15 protein-coding genes are annotated in these 18,476 nt (G+C 70.1%); 6 read left to right on the top strand and 9 right to left on the bottom strand.

Going from position 1 to position 18,476, the window contains the following annotated elements; all coding sequences use genetic code 11:
- The first annotated feature begins 144 nt into the window (after nucleotides 1–144).
- Genes R2B67_RS08545 through R2B67_RS08535 form a run of 3 tightly spaced genes read left to right on the top strand, consistent with a single transcriptional unit; the run spans nucleotide 145 to nucleotide 2,466 of the window.
- Nucleotides 145–549 (top strand): GntR family transcriptional regulator, encoded by a 405-nt coding sequence (locus tag R2B67_RS08545; RefSeq protein WP_317817172.1) that lies wholly within the window; start codon nucleotides 145–147, stop codon nucleotides 547–549.
- 7 nt (nucleotides 550–556) lie between these two features.
- The gene (locus R2B67_RS08540; RefSeq protein ID WP_317817171.1) at nucleotides 557–1,450 is read left to right on the top strand and encodes an ABC transporter ATP-binding protein; all 894 of its coding nucleotides are present in this window, start codon (nucleotides 557–559) and stop codon (nucleotides 1,448–1,450) included.
- Nucleotides 1,447–2,466: an ABC-2 membrane transporter-related protein gene (locus R2B67_RS08535; RefSeq protein WP_317817170.1), complete on the top strand. Its 1,020-nt coding sequence runs from the start codon at nucleotides 1,447–1,449 to the stop codon at nucleotides 2,464–2,466. The genes R2B67_RS08540 and R2B67_RS08535 overlap by 4 nt, the downstream gene beginning before the upstream one ends.
- Nucleotides 2,467–2,576: 110 nt before the next feature.
- Here the strand turns inward: R2B67_RS08535 and R2B67_RS08530 are convergent, their stop codons facing one another.
- The 3 genes from R2B67_RS08530 to R2B67_RS08520 all read right to left on the bottom strand — a co-directional run bounded on the left by R2B67_RS08530 (nucleotide 2,577) and on the right by R2B67_RS08520 (nucleotide 5,460).
- A complete protein-coding gene (locus tag R2B67_RS08530) occupies nucleotides 2,577–3,203 on the bottom strand; it encodes a YceI family protein (RefSeq protein WP_030574777.1) in 627 nt (208 codons plus the stop codon).
- Nucleotides 3,204–3,383: 180 nt separating this feature from the next.
- Nucleotides 3,384–4,061 carry a peptidoglycan-binding domain-containing protein gene (locus R2B67_RS08525; protein ID WP_317817169.1) on the bottom strand — a complete coding sequence of 226 codons (678 nt, stop codon included), beginning with the start codon at nucleotides 4,059–4,061 and terminating at the stop codon, nucleotides 3,384–3,386.
- A 187-nt stretch (nucleotides 4,062–4,248) separates the two neighbouring features.
- Nucleotides 4,249–5,460 carry a glycoside hydrolase family 64 protein gene (locus R2B67_RS08520; protein ID WP_317824801.1) on the bottom strand — a complete coding sequence of 404 codons (1,212 nt, stop codon included), beginning with the start codon at nucleotides 5,458–5,460 and terminating at the stop codon, nucleotides 4,249–4,251.
- A 400-nt stretch (nucleotides 5,461–5,860) separates the two neighbouring features.
- On the opposite strand from R2B67_RS08520, the gene R2B67_RS08515 reads away from it, so the two are divergent.
- The 3 genes from R2B67_RS08515 to R2B67_RS08505 all read left to right on the top strand — a co-directional run bounded on the left by R2B67_RS08515 (nucleotide 5,861) and on the right by R2B67_RS08505 (nucleotide 11,863).
- Nucleotides 5,861–9,739 (top strand): endo-alpha-N-acetylgalactosaminidase family protein, encoded by a 3,879-nt coding sequence (locus tag R2B67_RS08515; RefSeq protein ID WP_317817168.1) that lies wholly within the window; start codon nucleotides 5,861–5,863, stop codon nucleotides 9,737–9,739.
- Nucleotides 9,740–10,002: 263 nt separating this feature from the next.
- Nucleotides 10,003–11,589 carry an acyl-CoA carboxylase subunit beta gene (locus R2B67_RS08510; protein WP_026241027.1) on the top strand — a complete coding sequence of 529 codons (1,587 nt, stop codon included), beginning with the start codon at nucleotides 10,003–10,005 and terminating at the stop codon, nucleotides 11,587–11,589.
- Nucleotides 11,590–11,659: 70 nt separating this feature from the next.
- Nucleotides 11,660–11,863: an acyl-CoA carboxylase subunit epsilon gene (locus R2B67_RS08505; protein WP_018509673.1), complete on the top strand. Its 204-nt coding sequence runs from the start codon at nucleotides 11,660–11,662 to the stop codon at nucleotides 11,861–11,863.
- A gap of 274 nt (nucleotides 11,864–12,137) precedes the next feature.
- Here R2B67_RS08505 and R2B67_RS08500 read toward each other — a convergent pair whose 3' ends face one another.
- The 6 genes from R2B67_RS08500 to R2B67_RS08475 all read right to left on the bottom strand — a co-directional run bounded on the left by R2B67_RS08500 (nucleotide 12,138) and on the right by R2B67_RS08475 (nucleotide 18,455).
- A complete protein-coding gene (locus R2B67_RS08500; protein WP_014048542.1) occupies nucleotides 12,138–12,719 on the bottom strand; it encodes a GTP-binding protein in 582 nt (193 codons plus the stop codon).
- Nucleotides 12,700–13,350 (bottom strand): DUF742 domain-containing protein, encoded by a 651-nt coding sequence (locus R2B67_RS08495; protein ID WP_317817167.1) that lies wholly within the window; start codon nucleotides 13,348–13,350, stop codon nucleotides 12,700–12,702. The genes R2B67_RS08500 and R2B67_RS08495 overlap by 20 nt, the downstream gene beginning before the upstream one ends.
- A gap of 90 nt (nucleotides 13,351–13,440) precedes the next feature.
- Nucleotides 13,441–13,854: a roadblock/LC7 domain-containing protein gene (locus tag R2B67_RS08490; protein WP_006127847.1), complete on the bottom strand. Its 414-nt coding sequence runs from the start codon at nucleotides 13,852–13,854 to the stop codon at nucleotides 13,441–13,443.
- Between the two features lie 10 nt (nucleotides 13,855–13,864).
- Nucleotides 13,865–17,122 carry a sensor histidine kinase gene (locus R2B67_RS08485; protein WP_317817166.1) on the bottom strand — a complete coding sequence of 1,086 codons (3,258 nt, stop codon included), beginning with the start codon at nucleotides 17,120–17,122 and terminating at the stop codon, nucleotides 13,865–13,867.
- Nucleotides 17,123–17,485: 363 nt separating this feature from the next.
- Nucleotides 17,486–18,067, bottom strand: coding sequence for a GTP-binding protein (locus tag R2B67_RS08480; protein ID WP_015611636.1), 582 nt, complete (start codon nucleotides 18,065–18,067; stop codon nucleotides 17,486–17,488).
- Nucleotides 18,048–18,455 (bottom strand): DUF742 domain-containing protein, encoded by a 408-nt coding sequence (locus R2B67_RS08475; protein WP_015611637.1) that lies wholly within the window; start codon nucleotides 18,453–18,455, stop codon nucleotides 18,048–18,050. The genes R2B67_RS08480 and R2B67_RS08475 overlap by 20 nt, the downstream gene beginning before the upstream one ends.
- Nucleotides 18,456–18,476: the final 21 nt, after the last annotated feature.

Raw genomic sequence — 18,476 nt, 5'->3', positions numbered from 1 at the left:
GCCTGTGAGGTGCCACCGCCGGGCGCCTTGAGCCGCTGGCGGGGTGAGCGCTGGAATCCAACAGCCCGGCGAGCGACGGGTGTTGACAGACGCACAGACGCTACAGTCCTATAGTGCTAGCAACCTAGATGAATAGAGGAGACGGTGATCGAGTTTCACCTCGACGCCCGGTCCGGCGTCTCGCCGTACCTGCAACTCGTCCACCAGGTGCGGCGAGCCATGCGGCTCGGCCTGCTGTTCGAGGGGGATCGGCTCCCCACGGTCAAGGAGGTCGCGGCCAAGGTGGCGATCAACCCCAACACCGTGCTCAAGGCCTACCGCGAGCTGGAGTACGAGGGCCTGGTCAGCAAGAAGCCCGGGGTGGGCACCTTCGTGTCCAGCACCCTCAGCGACGCGTCGCTCTCCGAGCACGAGCCCCTGCGGCAGGAGCTCGCCCGCTGGCTGGAGCGGGCCCGGAGCGCGGGGCTGGACGAGGAGAGCATCGAGGCCCTGTTCCTGACCACTTTCCGTACGCCTGCCGAACCCCCCTCCACCGAAAAGGAGCAATGACCACGCGATGACCGTCATTCTGGAAGCCCGAGGCCTGGGCAAGCGGTACGGCCGCCGCCAGGCCCTCGCGGACTGCACCCTCAGCGTGCCGCCCGGGCGCGTCGTCGGCCTGGTCGGGCCCAACGGGGCCGGGAAGTCGACCCTGTTACAGCTCGCGTGCGGGCTGATCACCCCGACCTCCGGCACCATCGAGGTGCTCGGCGGACGCCCCGGCTCCGGCGCGGCACAGCTCGCCCGGGTCGGATTCGTCGCCCAGGACACCCCCACGTACGCCCAGCTCTCCGTCGCCGACCACCTGAAGCTCGGGGCCCGCCTCAACCCGGCCTGGGACGCGAAGCTCGCCGCGGCGCGGATCGAGGAGATCGGCCTGGACCCCGCCCAGCGGGTCGGCCGGCTGTCGGGCGGTCAGCGGGCCCAGGTCGCCCTGACGCTGGCCGTCTCCAAACGCCCCGACCTGCTGATCCTGGACGAGCCCGTCGCCGCCCTGGACCCGCTGGCCCGGCGCGAGTTCCTCCAGGGACTCATGGAGTACGTCGCCGAGCACGGCACCTCCGTCATCCTCTCCTCGCACCTGGTATCCGACCTGGAACGGGTCTGCGACCACCTCATATCCCTGGTCGCCTCCCGGGTCCAGATCGCCGGGGACGTCGACGACCTGCTCGGCAGCCACTTCCGCCTCACCACCGCCCGCCGCGAGGCGGACAGCCTGCCGGCGGGGCTCCAGGTCCTGCGGGCCACGCACACCGAACGGCAGAGCACCTTCATCGTGCGGGCCGACACCCCCGTCCACGACCCCGCCTGGGTCCTGGACCCCCTCGACCTGGAGGACCTGGTCCTCACGTACATGGCCGAGGGCAGGACCACCCCCGCCCACCGGTCCGCACAGGAGGCACAGCGATGATCTGGCTCACCTGGCGTCAGTGCCGCGTCCAGGCGGTCGTGGCGCTGGCCGCACTCGCCGTGGTCGCGGCGGCACTCCTGATCACCGGCCTCCAGATGCGGGACACCTACGACAGCACCGTCGGCGGCTGCGGGAGCGACTGCGAGGCGGCGAGGAACGCGTTCGTCACGCAGTACGACGTCCTCTCGTACTTCGTCACCAGCCTGGTGATCGCCGTCCCAGGGCTCATGGGCATCTTCTGGGGCGCGCCCCTGATCGCCCGGGAGCTGGAGACCGGCACCCACCGCCTGATCTGGAACCAGAGCATCAGCCGCACCCGCTGGCTCGCCGTGAAGCTCGCCGCCGTGGGCTCGGTCGTGCTGGCCGTCACGGGGCTGCTCAGCGCCCTGGTGACCTGGTGGGCGTCGCCGCTGGACCAGGTCAACAGCGACCGCTTCACCCCCCTGGTCTTCGACGGCCGGGGCATCGTCCCCCTCGCCTACGCGGCCTTCGCCTTCACGGCCGGGGCCGCCGCCGGGCTGGTGATCCGCAGGACGGTCCCGGCGATGGCCGCCACGCTCGTGCTGTTCGTCGCGGTCCAGATCCTCGTGCCGTACGTGATCCGCCCGCACTTCATGACCCCGGAGCGCACGGAGGTCGCCCTCAGCTCGCTCGGTGGCCTGCCGTCGGACCGGGACGGCGGGGGAGAGTGGAGCGCCCAGCAGGTCATGCTCTCGGGCGACGGGGAGATGGCGCAGGTGACGGTGGGCCTGATGAAGGCCGGTACGTGGGTGACGTCCGGGGCCGCCCCGGTGCGCGACGCGGAGGGGCAGGAGGCCCGTGGAGCCGAGGGGTGTGCCCTGCGCGAGATCGATCCGATGGGCTGCTTCGCCGCATCGGACCTGCGTGTGGAGGTGGCGTACCAGCCGGCCGACCGCTACTGGGCCTTCCAGTGGATCGAGACGGGCCTCTTCCTGGCCTTGGCCGGCCTGCTCGCCGGGTTCTGCGCCTGGTGGCTGCGGCGCCGCCTGACCTGACGGGTGCCGCGACCACGCGGCATGGAGAAGCGGCCGAAGCCAACGCAACTGGCTTCGGCCGCTTTCCCGACTCTACGGCCGCCCCGTGCGGCCAGGGGTCACGCGGGTGGTCACGCCTGCGGCGCCGCCGCCTTGATCGCGGAGATGTCGAAGTTCAGCTTGACCTTGTCGCTGACCATGACCCCGCCGGTCTCCAGCGCAGCGTTCCAGGTCAGGCCCCAGTCGGAGCGCAGGATGTCCGCGCTGCCCTCGAAGCCGACGCGCTCGTTGCCGTAGACGTCGGTGGCGGAGCCGTTGAACTCCAGGTCGATGGAGAGCGGGCGCGTGACGTCCTTGATGGTCAGGTCGCCGGTGACCCGGTACGCCTCGCCGCCGAGCTGCTCGGCGCGCGTCGAGCGGAACGTCATCAGGGGGAATTTCTCGGCGTCGAAGAAGTCGCCGCTGACCAGGTGGCCGTCGCGGTCGGCGATGCCGGTGTCGACGCTCGCGATCTTCACGTCGATGGCGGCGGAGGAGTTCGCCGGGTCGGTGCCGTCCAGGGTCAGGGTGCCCTCGTGCTCGCCGAAGGAGCCGCGCACGTTGGTGACCATCGCGTGCCGCACGGTGAAGCCGATGCTGCTGTGGGCCGGGTCGATGGTGTAGACGCCGGTCAGGGCGGCCAGTGCCGGGTCCACCGCGGGGGCCTCGGCGACGGTGGTCGGGGTGGCGGCGGTCGACTTGCGGGTGAACAGAGCCATGGCTCCTCCTCGGGGGACGTGTGCGAGCGGTGCTGTCGTCGGTGTTGTTCAACCTTCAACGAGTTTGACTGTAGCTCCATCTTGTTCAAGTTTCAACCTTTCCTCGCATCGGAGAGCCAGTGTCGGGTGTCGCCGTGTGGGCCGCCCTGGCAGGAGAGGGCGGCCCACATCCGTACCGGCTCAGTCGACCGGATCCACCGTCGGCCCCTCCCGCTCCAGCAGATCCCGGGCGAACCGCTCCCACTGCGCGTATCGGTCCGGGTGCGCCGACCGCTGCACCGCCTGGCACGCCTTGCCCGGCTCCATCGACTCCCAGCCCTCGATCTGGAGCAGCCCCGGATTACTGGTCGGCGACGGCAGCCCGTAGAAGGACTTCGACGCGGTCGGGACGTGGGTGATCTGCTTCGCCGTGCCCCAGCCCATGCTCGGGCGCTGCTGGAAGATCCCGAGCGAGTCGTGGTCCACCGGGGTCGTGTAGTTGACGAACTTCGACTCCTGCATGGCCGTCATCAGGGCGATCACCTGGCCCTGCTCCGCGATGTCCGCCCCCTTCCCGACGCCGATGACCGTACGCGCGTGCGCGAGCTGTTCCGGGCCGAGGTCGGACGGGTCGGCGAAGGCGGCGCGCAGCTCGCTGTCCGGGGCCGTCTTGAGGAGGTGGGCCGTCGCGGGGTCCACCTGGCCGGTGGGGGCGAGGCCGTAACTCTGCTGGAAGGCCCGCAGGCCCTGGGCCGCGGTGGGCGGCGGGGGTGCGGTGGCGTGGGCGGTGGCGGGCGCCGCCAGCAGGAAGGCGGCGGCGAGTGCCGCGAGTGTGCGGCGGGGGAGTCCGGCCTTTCGGCCACGGATGTTCTTTCGCATACGAAACGGTTCCGGGACGCTGGAAGGAATGTCAAGGATGCCGCGAATAGTATGAATTGATGGTGTGTCGCCTTCCTGAGGGCCGCTTCCCCGAAGGCCGTCTCCCTGGAGACCGCGTGCGGACAGACGAGTGCCCTCCGCCGGCCGGGTCCGGCGGAGGGCACTCACCTGCTGGTCGCGACGGCCGTCAGGCCCCCACGCTCACCGTGAAGCGGCGCGGGTTCCCGTCGTGCGCCGCGCCCGAGACGTCCGGCTCGCCGTCCGGGCGGACGTCGTCGTACGGGAACGCGTAGCCGATCGGGCTGTTGGCGTGGACCACGCGGGACCAGTGGTTGGTCACCGGCGTCTTGTAGTAGTCCGACACCGACGTGCCGTTCGGCTGGCTCGGGTGGCTCAGCATGATCGACCGGTTGAAGCCCGCCGCCAGCCGCGCCAGGATCGCCTTCTTGTCGTCGGAGTCACCCGGGTTGTTCGTGAACGGCCCGTGGTTGCAGGTGAAGATGTCCTTCGACTCCGGCTTGGTGAACGTGTGCCCGCCCTCGAAGGTGAGCACGTCACCGCTGACCCGGCCCGCCAGTGTTCCCCGGCCGCCCTGGAGGTCGATCCGCAGGTCCTCGGAGCGGTACTTCTCCCAGACCTCGTCGATCTGGGCGGCGAACAGGTCCCGGAACGGCATCTCGGCGGGCCGGTCGAAGTACGGCGCCATGATGTTCTGCGGCGAGATGACCCGCAGCACCTTGCCGTCGTCGCCCCGGGTGATCAGCTTGTCCCACGGCTGCCCGTCGGCGGCCGCCTGGGCGATGAGGTCCTCGGCGATCCGCTCCGCCGCACCCTCGGGGTGGGGGGCCACCACATGGGTGCCGTCGCCCTCCAGCGTGATGCCGATCGGGAGGGCGGTGATCAGGTCCACGTAACTGATGTTGGAGTACAGCTGCTCGGTGTTGAACGTGAACTCGGCGAACGCCCAGGTCCGCCCGTAGTTCGGGTCCGTCGGCGTCGCGAAGGCGGGCTCCACCAGCGAGGGGCCCGGGTTGAGGAAGAAGTCCAGCTTGTCGTCCCGGACGAAGTAGACCCGCGCCCCGTACATCTGCGGCAGGGTCAGCACCACCGGGGCCGCGCCCGCGCCGTTGAGCGGGATCGCGCAGTCCACCGGGAGCGGGGTCTGCGGGGCGCCGGGGGAGTCGGGGCGGTAGACCTCGCCGTTCGGCCGGAGCAGCACCCAGCGGTCGGTGCCCAGCTCATGGCCGGTGACGTACGCGTGCACCGTGCCCGGCAACGACTTGTTCTCCAGGGCGATTTCGCAGGTGGCGGGCGCGGCCGAGGCGCGCGGGCTGAGGGCGGTGCCCCAGGCGGGGTACGTCAGCGCGGCGGCCGAGGCGGCGGCGCCGGTCAGGAACATTCGGCGTGAAATCACGAGGGAACTCCCGAGTGTGTGGGGGCCGCAGACGGGTCGTGGGGTCAGGTCGTGGGCGGGGTGGGGAGAGACCGGACAGTGGGGGTGTCTGCGGGAGTGCGCACCACTCTCGCCAGGGGTGGAGCGGCCGTCAAGACTTATGGCTGAGAGCGCTCTCAAAAATTCCGGGTCCTCACAACTCGACGCCCGGAAGCGGTACTTGCCGGAACCGAGCGGGTGCGAACCGTGACCGTACGGAGGCGGCAGCGGCCAAGAGGTGAACGGGAAGCCGGTCGTGGTCGGTGCCCGGGCCACTTGGACTTACGGAACACGGTTGTTGGACGGAGACGGCCCCTGGCACCGACATGCGTTGACGGTGTCCCGACACGACGGCTACTCAGGGGCCATGTCGCCAAGATTCCCCTCCGCCGGCCTGGTCGCCGTCGCCTCAGCCGCCGTCCTGGCGCTCGTGGGGACCGCCCTCCCCGCCGCAGCCGCCGCCGACCCGTCCTCCGCCCCACCGGCCGGGGCGGCGAAGTCCAGCGGCTCCGTCACCATCGGCTCGTCCCAGCTCACCGTCGCCGTGGCCGACGACTTCCCGCGCGTCCTCTCGTACACCGACCGGGCCGGGGGCAAGCAGCTCCTCGGCAGTACGCGGCCGGTCACCGCCGTCACCCTCAACGGCACCGCCCGCCCGGTGAAGCTCAAGGCCGCGCCGAAGGTCAACGGCTCCTCCGCCCGCTACACCCTCACCTTCCCCGGCCTGCCCGGCGTGGAGATCGACGCCTCGCTCACCGTCTCCGGCCGGACCACCACCTTCAAGGTGACCGCCGTCCGCGACACCGCCGCCTTCCGGGTGGGGACCATCGACATCCCCGGCCACGACCTGATCTCCGTCGGCTCCACCGAACCCGGCGCCGCCACCGCGTTCACCACGCTGGACCCGGACTCCACCCGTACCGCCGATGTCTTCGCCAAGGTCACCGCCGCCACCAAGCCCGACCCCGCCCCCGCCGGCGCCACCTACGCGATCCTCAACACCTCCTCCCTCGCCGCCGCCGTCGAGTCCAACTCCTCCTACGACAAGCCCTCAGGCCCCACCGGCGGCGACGACTCCCGCCTCTGGCGCCAGGCCCGCACCGAGGCCGACGGCAGCGGCGTCCGGGTCGGCGTCAGCTCCGGCCAGTGGACCTACCGGGGCGAGGGCGCACAGACGCCGGAGAGCGGCGAGAACCTGCCCTGGGCCAAGGTCGTCATCACCCCGGACGCCAACGGGGACCGGGCCGTCGACTGGCAGGACGGGGCCATCGCCTTCCGCTCCATCGGCATCACCGCCCCCGGCAGCGAGGAGACCGCCGACCGGGTCGTCACCCACATCCCGTTCAACTTCGCCAGCCAGGCCACCCACCCCTTCCTGCGCACCCTCGACGACGTCAAGCGGATCTCGCAGGCCACCGACGGCCTCGGCCAGCTCGCCGTCCTCAAGGGGTACGGCTCCGAGGGCCATGACTCCGCCCACCCGGACTACGGCGGCAACTACAACAAGCGGGCCGGCGGGCTCAAGGACCTCAACACCCTCCTCAAGCAGGGCAAGAAGTGGGGCGCCACCTTCGGCGTCCACGTCAACGCCACCGAGTCCTACCCGGAGGCCAAGGCCTTCAGCGAGCAGCTCGTCGACAAGGCCAAGCCCGGCTGGAACTGGCTCAACCAGAGCTACTACATCGACCAGCGCCGCGACATCAACAGCGGCGACCTGGCCAAGCGCTTCCAGCAACTGCGGAACGAGACGGACCGCAACCTCAGCTTCCTCTACATCGACGTCTACTACTCCCACGGCTGGATCGCCGACAAGACCATCCAGTCCGTGCAGAAGCAGGGCTGGACCGTCGGCACCGAGTGGGCCGACAAGTTCGAGCGCGCCTCGCTCTGGTCGCACTGGGCGAACGACCTCAACTACGGCGGGGCCACCAACAAGGGCCTCAACTCGCAGATCATCCGGTTCATCCGCAACGGCGAGAAGGACATCTGGAACAACCACCCGGTCCTCGGCCAGAGCGTCCTGGAGGACTTCGAGGGGTGGACCGGCGAGACCGACTGGAACGCCTTCACCGCCAACATCTGGCAGAAGAACCTCCCCGCCAAGTACCTCCAGCAGCAGAAGATCACCCGCTGGGACGGCAACGACCTCACCTTCACCGGCGGTGTGCGCGGCACGGTCGAGGACGGGAAGCGGACCTTCTACGACCAGGGCCGCAAGGTGCTCAGCGGCACGGACTACCTGCTGCCGTGGAACGGCGGGAAGAAGCTCTACCACTACAGCGAGACCGGCGGCACCAGCACCTGGGAGGTGCCCGGCAAGGGCCCCTACACGGTCTACGAACTGACCGACAACGGCCGCGAGAAGACCGCCAAGGTCCGCCCGGTGAACGGCAGGATCACGCTGACCGCCACCGCCGGACAGCCCTACGTCCTCTACCCGAGCCAGGCGCCCCGGGCAGCCACGGCCGACTGGGGCCAGGGCACACCCCTCAAGGACCCCGGCTTCAACGACCGTACGCTGAAGAGCTGGACGAAGACCGGAACGGCCGTACGGGACACCGACGGCCAGGGCCGCAACAGCGCCGCCCTCTCCGGCACCGCCACGGCCGCCCTCTCCCAGCCCGTCACCGGCCTCAAGCCCGGCAAGCGGTACACCGCCTCCGCCCTGATCGAGGTGGAGTCCGGCCAGTCCCGCCGTACGGTGCTGAGCGCGGGCGGGAAGTCCGTGGCCGTCGAACGCTCCACGGCCGAGGACTTCGTCGCCGCCTCCGACTGGCACGGCACCCGCTTCCAGCGCGCCAAGGTCACCTTCACCGCCCCGGCGAACGGCCGCACCACCCTGCGCATCGAGGCGGCGGCGGGCTCCCCGGCGACGGTCCGCGCCGATGACGTACGGATCGTCGAGAACGCCCCGGCCACCCGGCCCGGCACCCTCGTGTACGAGGACTTCGAGGCGGTCGACCAGGGCTGGGGCCCCTTCCTCAAGGGCAACGCGGGCGGCTCCACCGACCCCCGCACCCACATCTCCCAGCTGAACGCCGCGTACACGCAGTCCGGCTGGAACGGGAAGCTGATCGACGACGTGCTCGGGGAGAAGGAGTCCCTCAAGTCCCACGAGGAGAACACCGGGCTCGTCTACCGCACCGCCCCCTGGACCGTCCCGATGCAGGACGGCCACCGCTACCAGGTCGCCTTCGACTACCAGTCCAGCCACGCCGGCGCCTACAGCTGGGTCGACGGCTACGACCGGGTCGCCGACGGCAAGGCCACCTCCACCGAGACCCGCACCACCCCCATCGGGCAGCAGCGCACCACCGGCCGCTTCACCCAGACCCTCACCGCGGGCTGCGGTGACACCTGGACCGGGCTGCGGAAGCGGGCCGGAGCCCCCGAGGGCGCGGACTTCGTGCTCGACGGGTTCACCGTGACCGACCTCGGGCCCGCCCCCGCCGGGCAGGAGGCGGTCTGCGGGACGCTCGGTGTCGCCGCCGACACCGAGACCTTGGAGCCGGGCGCCCCGAACACCGTGAAGGCCACCTTCGGCAACGACGAAGCGAGCGCCGCCACCGGCGTGAAGCTGGCGCTGACCGTGCCCGAGGGGTGGCAGGCCGAGGCGGTCGGCCCGGTCGCCTTCGACTCCGTCGCCCCGGGCGCGAAGGTCACCGGCAGCTGGCGGGTCACCCCGCCGGTGGACGCCGCCTACAAGACGTACCAGCTGGGCGCGGAAGCCACGTACGCCGTCCAGGGCTCCCCGCGCACGCTCGGCGCGCAGACCTCCGTACGCACCCTGCCGCCGCCGCCCACGCAGGACAGCTGGGCGAGCGACCTGGACTGGACGGCCTCCCAGAACGGCTGGGGACCCGTGGAGCGCGATCAGTCCAACGGGGAGACCGGGACCGGCGACGGCAGGCCGCTGAGCATCGGCGGCGTCGCGTACGCCAAGGGGATCGGCACCCACGCCCCGGCGAAGATCCGCTACTACCTGGGCGGGAAGTGCACCTCCTTCACCGCCGAGGTCGGGGTGGACGACGTCCAGGCCACGCGCGGCAGCGTGCGGTTCTCCGTCACCGCCGACGGGACGGAGAAGGTGAAGTCACCGGTCCTGGGGGCCGCCGACCCGGCCTGGAAGCTCACCGCCGACGTCACCGGAGCGCGGTACGTCGAGCTGGTCGTCGACGACGGCGGTGACGGCAACGGCAACGACCACGCCGACTGGGGCAACGCCCGCTTCCACTGCGGAGGTTGAACCCCGGTCGAACAATGACCCAGGCGTGGTGGAGCCCAGCTGAACACTGCTGGTCCATACTGAGGGGGCCTTCGGGCCCCCTCAGGCGCATGTGGCCCACGGCACATCGACCCTTTGTGGGGTTCTCACAACGTAGAGCGGCGTTTCGCTGGTGGATCGCGTGCCCGGCGGGATGGTTCTGTTCACTCCCACCACGAAACCGGGCAGGAGACTGTACGGAGTCGACGGCACGATTTCTGGGTCGGGGTTCGTAGGGTCGATGCATGACCGTTGTGGACGAAACCCAGGGTGAGCAGCCGAGCGATACGCGTGGCCGGGTGGCCGAACTGCTGGCCCTGCGTGAGCAGGCCCGGCGCGGCCCCAGCGAGCGCGCGACCCAGGCGCAGCACGCCAAGGGCAAGCTGACCGCGCGCGAGCGCATCGAGCTGCTGCTGGACCCGGGCTCGTTCAAAGAGGTCGAGCAGCTCCGCCGCCACCGGGCGACCGGGTTCGGCCTGGAGGCCAAGAAGCCGTACACCGACGGGGTCATCACCGGCTGGGGCACGGTCGAGGGCCGCACGGTCTTCGTCTACGCGCACGACTTCCGGATCTTCGGCGGGGCGCTGGGCGAGGCCCACGCCACGAAGATCCACAAGATCATGGACATGGCCATCTCGGCCGGTGCGCCGCTGGTGTCGCTGAACGACGGCGCGGGCGCCCGTATCCAGGAGGGCGTTTCCGCGCTCGCCGGGTACGGCGGTATCTTCCAGCGCAACACGCGCGCCTCGGGTGTCATCCCGCAGATCAGCGTGATGCTCGGCCCGTGCGCGGGCGGCGCGGCCTACAGCCCGGCGCTGACCGACTTCGTGTTCATGGTCCGTGAGACCTCGCAGATGTTCATCACCGGCCCGGACGTCGTGAAGGCGGTCACCGGCGAGGAGATCACCCAGAACGGCCTCGGCGGCGCGGACGTGCACGCCGAGACCTCCGGCGTCGCGCACTTCGCGTACGACGACGAGGAGACGTGCATCGCCGAGGTCCGCTACCTCATCGGGATGCTGCCCTCCAACAACCGGGAGAACCCGCCCACCGTCGAGAGCGACGACCCGGCCGACCGGCGCGGCGACGTCCTCCTGGACCTGGTACCGGCCGACGGCAACCGCCCGTACGACATGCACCAGGTGATCGAGGAGCTCGTCGACGACGGCGACTACCTGGAGATCCACGAGCGCTGGGCCCGCAACATCATCTGCGCGCTCGCCCGCCTCGACGGCCAGGTCGTCGGGATCGTGGCCAACCAGCCGCAGGCGCTGGCCGGGGTGCTGGACATCGAGGCGTCCGAGAAGGCCGCCCGCTTCGTCCAGATGTGCGACGCGTTCAACATCCCGATCATCACCCTTCTGGACGTCCCCGGCTTCCTGCCCGGCGTGGACCAGGAGCACGGTGGGATCATCCGCCACGGCGCCAAGCTCCTGTACGCCTACTGCAACGCCACCGTGCCGCGGATCTCGCTGATCCTGCGGAAGGCTTACGGAGGCGCGTACATCGTCATGGACAGCCAGTCCATCGGGGCCGACCTCACCTACGCCTGGCCCACCAACGAGATCGCGGTGATGGGCGCCGAAGGTGCCGCCAACGTCATCTTCCGCCGTCAGATCGCGGACGCCGAGGACCCCGAGGCGATGCGTGCGCGCATGGTCAAGGAGTACAAGGCCGAGCTGATGCACCCCTACTACGCGGCCGAGCGCGGCCTGGTCGACGACGTCATCGACCCCGCCGAGACCCGCGAGGTGCTCATCGCCTCGCTCGCCATGCTCCGCACCAAGCACGCCGACCTGCCGTCCCGCAAGCACGGCAACCCCCCGCAGTAGTCACTGCCGCAGCGGCGCGATCCGCCGCACGGTCCACGACACCCTGCCGAGAAGACGGAGACACCCCACCATGAGCCTCACTTCCGCCGAGTCCGTCCTGCGCGTCGAGAAGGGCCACGCGGCCCCCGAGGAGCTGGCGGCCATCACCGCCGTCCTGATGGCCCGCGCCGCCGCCCAGCCGTCCGCCCCCGCCCACCGCGGCCGCGACACGGCCGGCTGGCGCCGCCTGGAGCGCACGCCGGGCTTCCGCGCGCCGCACAGCTGGCAGGGCTGACACCGGCCGCCCACGGCGTCGCGCAGGGCTGACCCCGCGCCGCTCAGCGTTACGAGAAGGGCCCCGCACTCCATGAGGAGTGCGGGGCCCTTCTCGTACGGCCGGGAGGGTCCTAGGGGGTGTCTTGCCGATCACGCCGGGCTCGCGGGGTCTGGCACCGCACCTCGCGGCGTTGTCGTCGGTCACCAACGCTCCGCGTTGACTCCCTCCTCCGCCTTGCGATGCACGGCACCAGACCCCGCTCCCTGATCCGGCCTGATCGGCAAGACACCCCCTAGCGCAGGCGGGCCATCAGGGCGTGCTCGACCAGCGTGATGAGCGCGCTCTTGGCGTCGGCGCGGTGCCGGGCGTCCGTCGTCAGGATCGGGGTGTCCGGCCCGATCTGGAGCGCCTCACGCACCTCGTCGGGGGTGTAGGGCTGGTGTCCGTCGAAGCCGTTGAGGGCGATGACGAAGGGGAGGCCGCTGTTCTCGAAGTAGTCGACGGCGGGGAAGCAGTCGGCGAGGCGGCGGGTGTCGACGAGGACGACGGCGCCGATGGCGCCGCGGACCAGGTCGTCCCACATGAACCAGAAACGGTCCTGGCCCGGCGTACCGAACAGGTACAGGATCAGGTCCTGGTCCAGGGTGATACGTCCGAAGTCCATGGCCACCGTCGTGGTGGTCTTGTCCCCGGTGTGGGTCAGATCGTCGATGCCCGCGGACGCGGACGTCATCACGGCTTCGGTGCGCAGCGGATTGATCTCCGAAACGGCACCGACAAACGTGGTCTTACCCACGCCGAAGCCCCCTGCCACCACGATCTTCGCCGAGGTAGTGGAGCGGGCCGCTCCGCCGCTAGAGCTTGCGAAGTCCACTGAGCACCCTTTCGAGCAGTGTCACATCTGGCTGGCCGCCGGCGGCCTCGTCGCCGCCGGGCTGATGGATAGCGACGAGTCCGGCCTCGGCCAGGTCGGCGACGAGGATCCGGGCAACGCCGAGGGGGATCGAGAGAAGGGCCGAAACCTCGGCGACCGACTTGATCTCGATGCAGAGCCGGCAGATCCGCTGGTGCTCGGGCAACTGCCCTTGCAGCCGGGACGGATCGGCCGTCGTGCTGACCAGTGCCTCGATGGCGAGCTGGTAACGCGGCCGGGTCCGGCCGCCGGTCATGGCGTACGGACGGACCAGCGGGTTGTGCGCCGCCGGCTTGGCGGGCTCGGGGGCCCGCCGCTGCTGCACCGGCTGGATACGCTGCTGCTGCGGCGCGTCGTACCGCTGCTGGGGCTGCTGTTGCTGCTGCGGCCACGGCGAACCCGGCTGCTGCTGGGGCCACTCGGACCCCTGCGCACCATGGGCGCCGTGCTGCTGCGGCTGCTGGTATGGCTGATATGCGTTCCCCGGGGCCTGGCCGCCGGATGCTGCGGGGTAGCCGAAACGGTTGTCACCGTGCTCACCCGGAACCCTCTGTTCACCCTCGTAGGGGTGTCCGCCTGTGGGTGCTGCCACGTTTCCTCCTCCGACTGCCGGTCGCCGATCCCAGTGGGGCCGCGCCACCGCACCTTATGGCGCGGTGGCGAGAAACGCACTGTCTGTCTACTAGTTAAGAAGACTTCCCTGAAGTTCGGCGCGGAGATCCGGGGTCAGAACACTGCCCGCGCGGTCGACCAGAAGTGCCATTTCGTACCCGACCAGACCGATATCGGCATCCGGGTGGGCGAGAACGGCGAGTGACGAACCGTCCGAGATGGACATGATGAAGAGGAATCCCCGCTCCATCTCCACAACGGTCTGGTTCACCGCCCCACCCTCGAAGATCCGCGAGGCGCCCGCGGTCAGCGACGTCAGACCGGAGGCCACGGCCGCCAGCTGGTCGGCGCGGTCGCGCGGGAATCCTTCGGACATGGCCAGCAGGAGTCCGTCGGCGGAGACCACCACCGTGTGCGACACCCCGGGGGTGTTGTCCACGAAGTTGGTGATCAACCAGTTGAGATTCTGCGCCGCCTGGCTCATCGGGCTCACACTAACGCTCCTGGTTGTAGGTGGTACTGGTGTCCGACCCCGCGTTGCGTCCCCGCTGGACACCGCGCCGCAGCTTGCTCAGCCTGCCGCGGACGTCCTCGGGGGCGCGGGAGACCTGTGGGCCGCCCTGCTGGGTCTGCTCCGCCGTGCCTTCGACCAGGTTGGCCTTGGGCACGCGCCGGGGGAGACCGGAGGGGGTGATTCCGCCCGCCTTCGGCTCACGGAGCTTCTCGGCCCGCTCCCAGCGCTCGTCATTCGTCGAGCGCCAGTCGTCGGTGCCGTCCCCGTCCGTCTGCGGGGCCTGCCGCTCCTGCTGCTGCGGCTGCCGCTGCGGAGCCGGAGCGGGCTGTTCGTTGCCGCGGCCGCTCGGCTGCCAGTGCTGCGCACCGCCGCGGCGAGGCAGACCGGCTTCGGTCAGCTCGTGGCCGACGTTCGGGGTGGACCCCGGACGGTCGAAGCCTACGCGCTCCTGCGACGGTGCGGGAACGCTCGGAACAGATTCCGCCTCAGCCTGCCGAACCGGCTCAAAAGTGTTCTGCGAACCGCTCTGAACAGGCCAGTCGTCCTGGTGGGACTGGTCGGTCGGGGCAGCGTACCGGTCGGCGGCGTACGGGTCCTGCGGGTTCTCCGGAGCGGCATATGCCGCTTCCGCGTAGCCCTGCTGCTGCGGCTGGGACCCGTTCTGCTCCTGCTGCTGCGGGTAGCCGTTCCCGGTGCCGTAGCCCTGCTGCTCGTAGGAGCCGGCGTACGGGTCCTGCTGCGCCTGCTGGGCGGGGTCCTGGGCGTACTGGTCCTGGCCGTAGGGCTCCTGCGCGTAGCCCTGCTGACCGTTGTACGCGTCCTGCCCGGCGTACTGGTCCTGCGCGTAACCCTCCTGGCCGTAGCCCTGCTGCTCCTGGGAGCCGTCCGGGAACGGGGAGCCGGAGCCGGTCTGGGCCTCCAGCGCCGCCCGGCGCTCCTCACGCATCAGCGAACGGTTGACCGGGTCCAGCTGGACCGGGTCGGCCTGGACCTCGTAGCGCGAGTCGTCGAAGCCGAGCTCCGCCGCCGTACGCATCTGACCGTGCTGCGGGGCCGGCTCGAAGGCGCTCTGCTGCTCGGGGATGATCGAGGAGACGGTGAAGTCGTCCTGCCCGTGCAGGGATTCGCCACCGCCACCGTGGGTGATGGCGTCCGGGAGCATGACCAGCGACGTCGTGCCGGCCTGCTCGCCCGAGGGGCGCAGCTGGACCCGGATGCCGTGCCGGTCGGCGAGCCGGCCGACCACGAACAGGCCCATGCGCTGCGAGACCGCGGCGTCCACCGTCGGCGGGTTGGCCAGCTTGTGGTTGATGTCGGCGAAGTCCTCGGCGGTGAGGCCGATGCCCTTGTCGTGGATCTCGACCATGACGCGGCCGTCGGGCAGCCGGGTCGCGGTGACCTTGACCTTGGTCTGCGGCGAGGAGAACGTGGTGGCGTTCTCCAGCAGCTCGGCCAGCAGGTGTACGAGGTCGGTGACGGCCCGGCCGTGGATCTCGGCCTCGGGGACGCCGGACAGCTCGATGCGCTCGTACGACTCCACCTCGGAGGAGGCGGCCCGCAACACGTCGACCAGCGGCACCGGCTGGTCCCAGCGGCGGCCGGGCTCCTCGCCGGAGAGGACGAGCAGGTTCTCGCCGTTGCGCCGCATACGGGTGGCCAGGTGGTCCAGCTTGAAGAGGCTCTCCAGCTGGTCCGGGTCCGCCTCGTTGTTCTCCAGGTCGGTGATGAGGGTCAGCTGGCCCTCGATGAGCGACTGGTTGCGGCGCGAGAGGTTGGTGAAGATCGCGTTGACGTTGCCCCGCAGCATGGCCTGCTCGGCGGCGAGCCGGACGGCCTCGCGGTGCACCTGGTCGAAGGCGCGGGCGACCTCGCCGATCTCGTCCTGCGTGGTGATCGGGATGGGCTGCACCCGGGTGTCGACCCGGCCCGGGTCGGTGCGGGAGAGCTGGTCGACGAGGGAGGGCAGCCGCTGCTCGGCGATACCGAAGGCGGCGGTACGCAGCTGGCGCATCGCCCGGCTCATCTGGCGGGCCATGAGCCCGGCCAGGATGAAGGCCGCCAGAAGCGCGATGACGACGATGAGGCCGTTGACGATCGCGTCGGACTTGGCGTCGGAGGAGATCTTCGCGGCCTCGTCCACCGCCTTGTCGACGAGTTCCTTCTCGACCGTCGCGTATCCCTCGAACTTGGCGGTGGCGGCGGCCATCCAGGTCTCGGGCGTGATGCCCTTCTTCGCCAGCTCGGCGGGTTCCTGGCCCTTGCCGATCTCCTGCACCATGCCGTCGAAGACCGAGCCGTCGATGCTCGGCGGCGCCACGAAGGGCTGACCGGCGGCATCGGCCTGCTCGCGGGCGGCCTTGAGCTGCCTGGCGCCCTCGGCTGCCTTGCCCGCCATGACCTGCTTGAGGCGGTCCACGTCGGCCTGGGTGCCACCGGCGTTGAACTCGGCGAGGGCGATCTGCTCCAGGTAGTTGTACGAGCCGAAGGCCTTGACCTGGTCGTTGTAGACGGCGGGCTTCTTGCTCGGGCGCACCAGCAGGTGCATGCCGATCGAGCGCTGAAGCGATTCTGCAGCCTTGGACAGCTCGATCGCGTAGACGGTACGGCCGTAGCTGGTGACGTTGCCGGTACCGAGGCCGAGCTCGTTGGCGAACTGCATCAGCGAGTGCTGGACCTGCGTGTAGCCCTCTTCGGTCTTCACCGGGTCGAGCGCCTGCGAGTAGGCGGCCTTGCGGAGCTCGGGCAGCTTGGGCTCGTCGACCTTGAAGAGCTTCAGGCGGCGCTCCAGACCCGGCTTGGCGGGCATGTCCTTCACCGCGGTGTCGAAGGCCGTCCGCGCCTCGTCCGTGGTGGCCCGGGCCTCCTCGACGATGTCGGCGTCCCGGTCGCCGGAGAGCAGCGGCTGGGCGGTCTGGTCGCGCTCGTTGAGCAGGGCCTGCCCGTAGTCCGAGGCGGCGCGGACGACGCGCGCGATCTTCTCGGCCTCCTGGGCCTCGCTCCAGGTGTCGATGGACCCCTTCACCTGGAATCCGCCCATGATCAGGCCGATGATGACCGGGATCAGGAGGATCGCGTTCAGCCGGGTGGCCACCCGCCAGTTGCGCGGGGAGAGCCGGCTGGTGCTGCCACCGGCCGGCTCCGGCTCGGGCGCCTGTGCAGGGGACGCCGCAGCGTGCGACGGCGGGGTGAAGTTGCCCCGCTCGGGCTGCACCGCGGAGCCCTCGTTGCTTCGCCTCACTCGACCAACAACCTCTCGGCGTCGGCACCTACGTTGTGCCGGATTATTCGTTCAGGGCCGTAACTACTCGGGAGTTCGACGAATTGCAGCACGGGTACGGGCCCCCCTCCAAACACTCGGAATCGATCATTCCGAGTGGTCCACGCCTCAGATAAAACGGGCATAAAGAGCGAGCCCCGTCAAAAGGCGGGGCTCATGTGAGCGCAGTGGCACCACGTGGATGCATCGGGTGGTGGCGCGGGGCCAATTCTCTGTCGAAATGTTATGAACGCGGGGGCGGATCGTGTCAAACGACACAGGCCGCCCCCGCGTGACTACAACAACTTCCGTATGGCAAAAACGACTTACGCCTACTTGTCGGGACTACTTGAGACGTGCCATCAGGGCGTGCTCGACCAGCGTGATCAGGCCGCTCTTGGCATCCGCACGGTGCCGCGCGTCCGTCGTGATGATGGGCGCGTCCGGCCCGATCTGGAGCGCTTCGCGTACCTCGTCGGGGGTGTAGGGCTGGTGTCCGTCGAAGCCGTTGAGGGCGATGACGAAGGGGAGGCCGCTGTTCTCGAAGTAGTCGACGGCGGGGAAGCAGTCGGCGAGGCGGCGGGTGTCGACGAGGACGACGGCGCCGATGGCGCCGCGGACCAGGTCGTCCCACATGAACCAGAAACGGTCCTGGCCCGGCGTACCGAACAGGTACAGGATCAGGTCCTGGTCGAGCGTGATGCGGCCGAAGTCCATGGCGACGGTGGTCGTCGTCTTGTCCCCGGTGTGGGTCAGGTCGTCGATGCCCGCGGACGCGGACGTCATCACGGCCTCGGTGCGCAGCGGGTTGATCTCCGAGACGGCACCGACGAACGTGGTCTTGCCCACGCCGAAACCGCCCGCCACCACGATCTTCGCGGAGGTAGTGGCGCGGGCCGTACCGCCGCTAGAGCTTGCGAAGTCCACTGAGCACCCTTTCGAGCAGTGTCACATCCGGCGCGCCGCCGGCCTCTCCGTTGCCCGGCTGGTGGATGGCCACCATGCCGGCTTCCGCCAGGTCCGCCACGAGGATGCGGGCGACGCCGAGCGGCATCGACAGCAGCGCGGAGACCTCGGCCACCGACTTGACCTCACGGCACAGGTGGCAGATCCGCTGGTGCTCGGGGAGCAGCGTCCCCAGATGCGCCGGGTCCGCGGTGGTGCTGACCAGTGCCTCTATCGCGAGCTGGTAACGCGGCCGGGTCCGGCCACCGGTCATGGCGTAAGGACGAACCAGCGGCTGGTCGCCCCCCTCGTCGTACGACGCGTGGTGCAGTGCGCCGTACGGATCGGGTGAGGCGGGTGGCGGGGTCATGAATCCTCCGGGCGTGACAGC

It is taken from the genome of Streptomyces cyaneofuscatus (genome assembly GCF_033109485.1).
GTDB lineage: Bacteria > Actinomycetota > Actinomycetes > Streptomycetales > Streptomycetaceae > Streptomyces > Streptomyces cyaneofuscatus.
The sequence above is the reverse complement of the archived record's forward strand: the minus strand, read 5'-3'. Positions and strand labels throughout refer to the sequence as shown.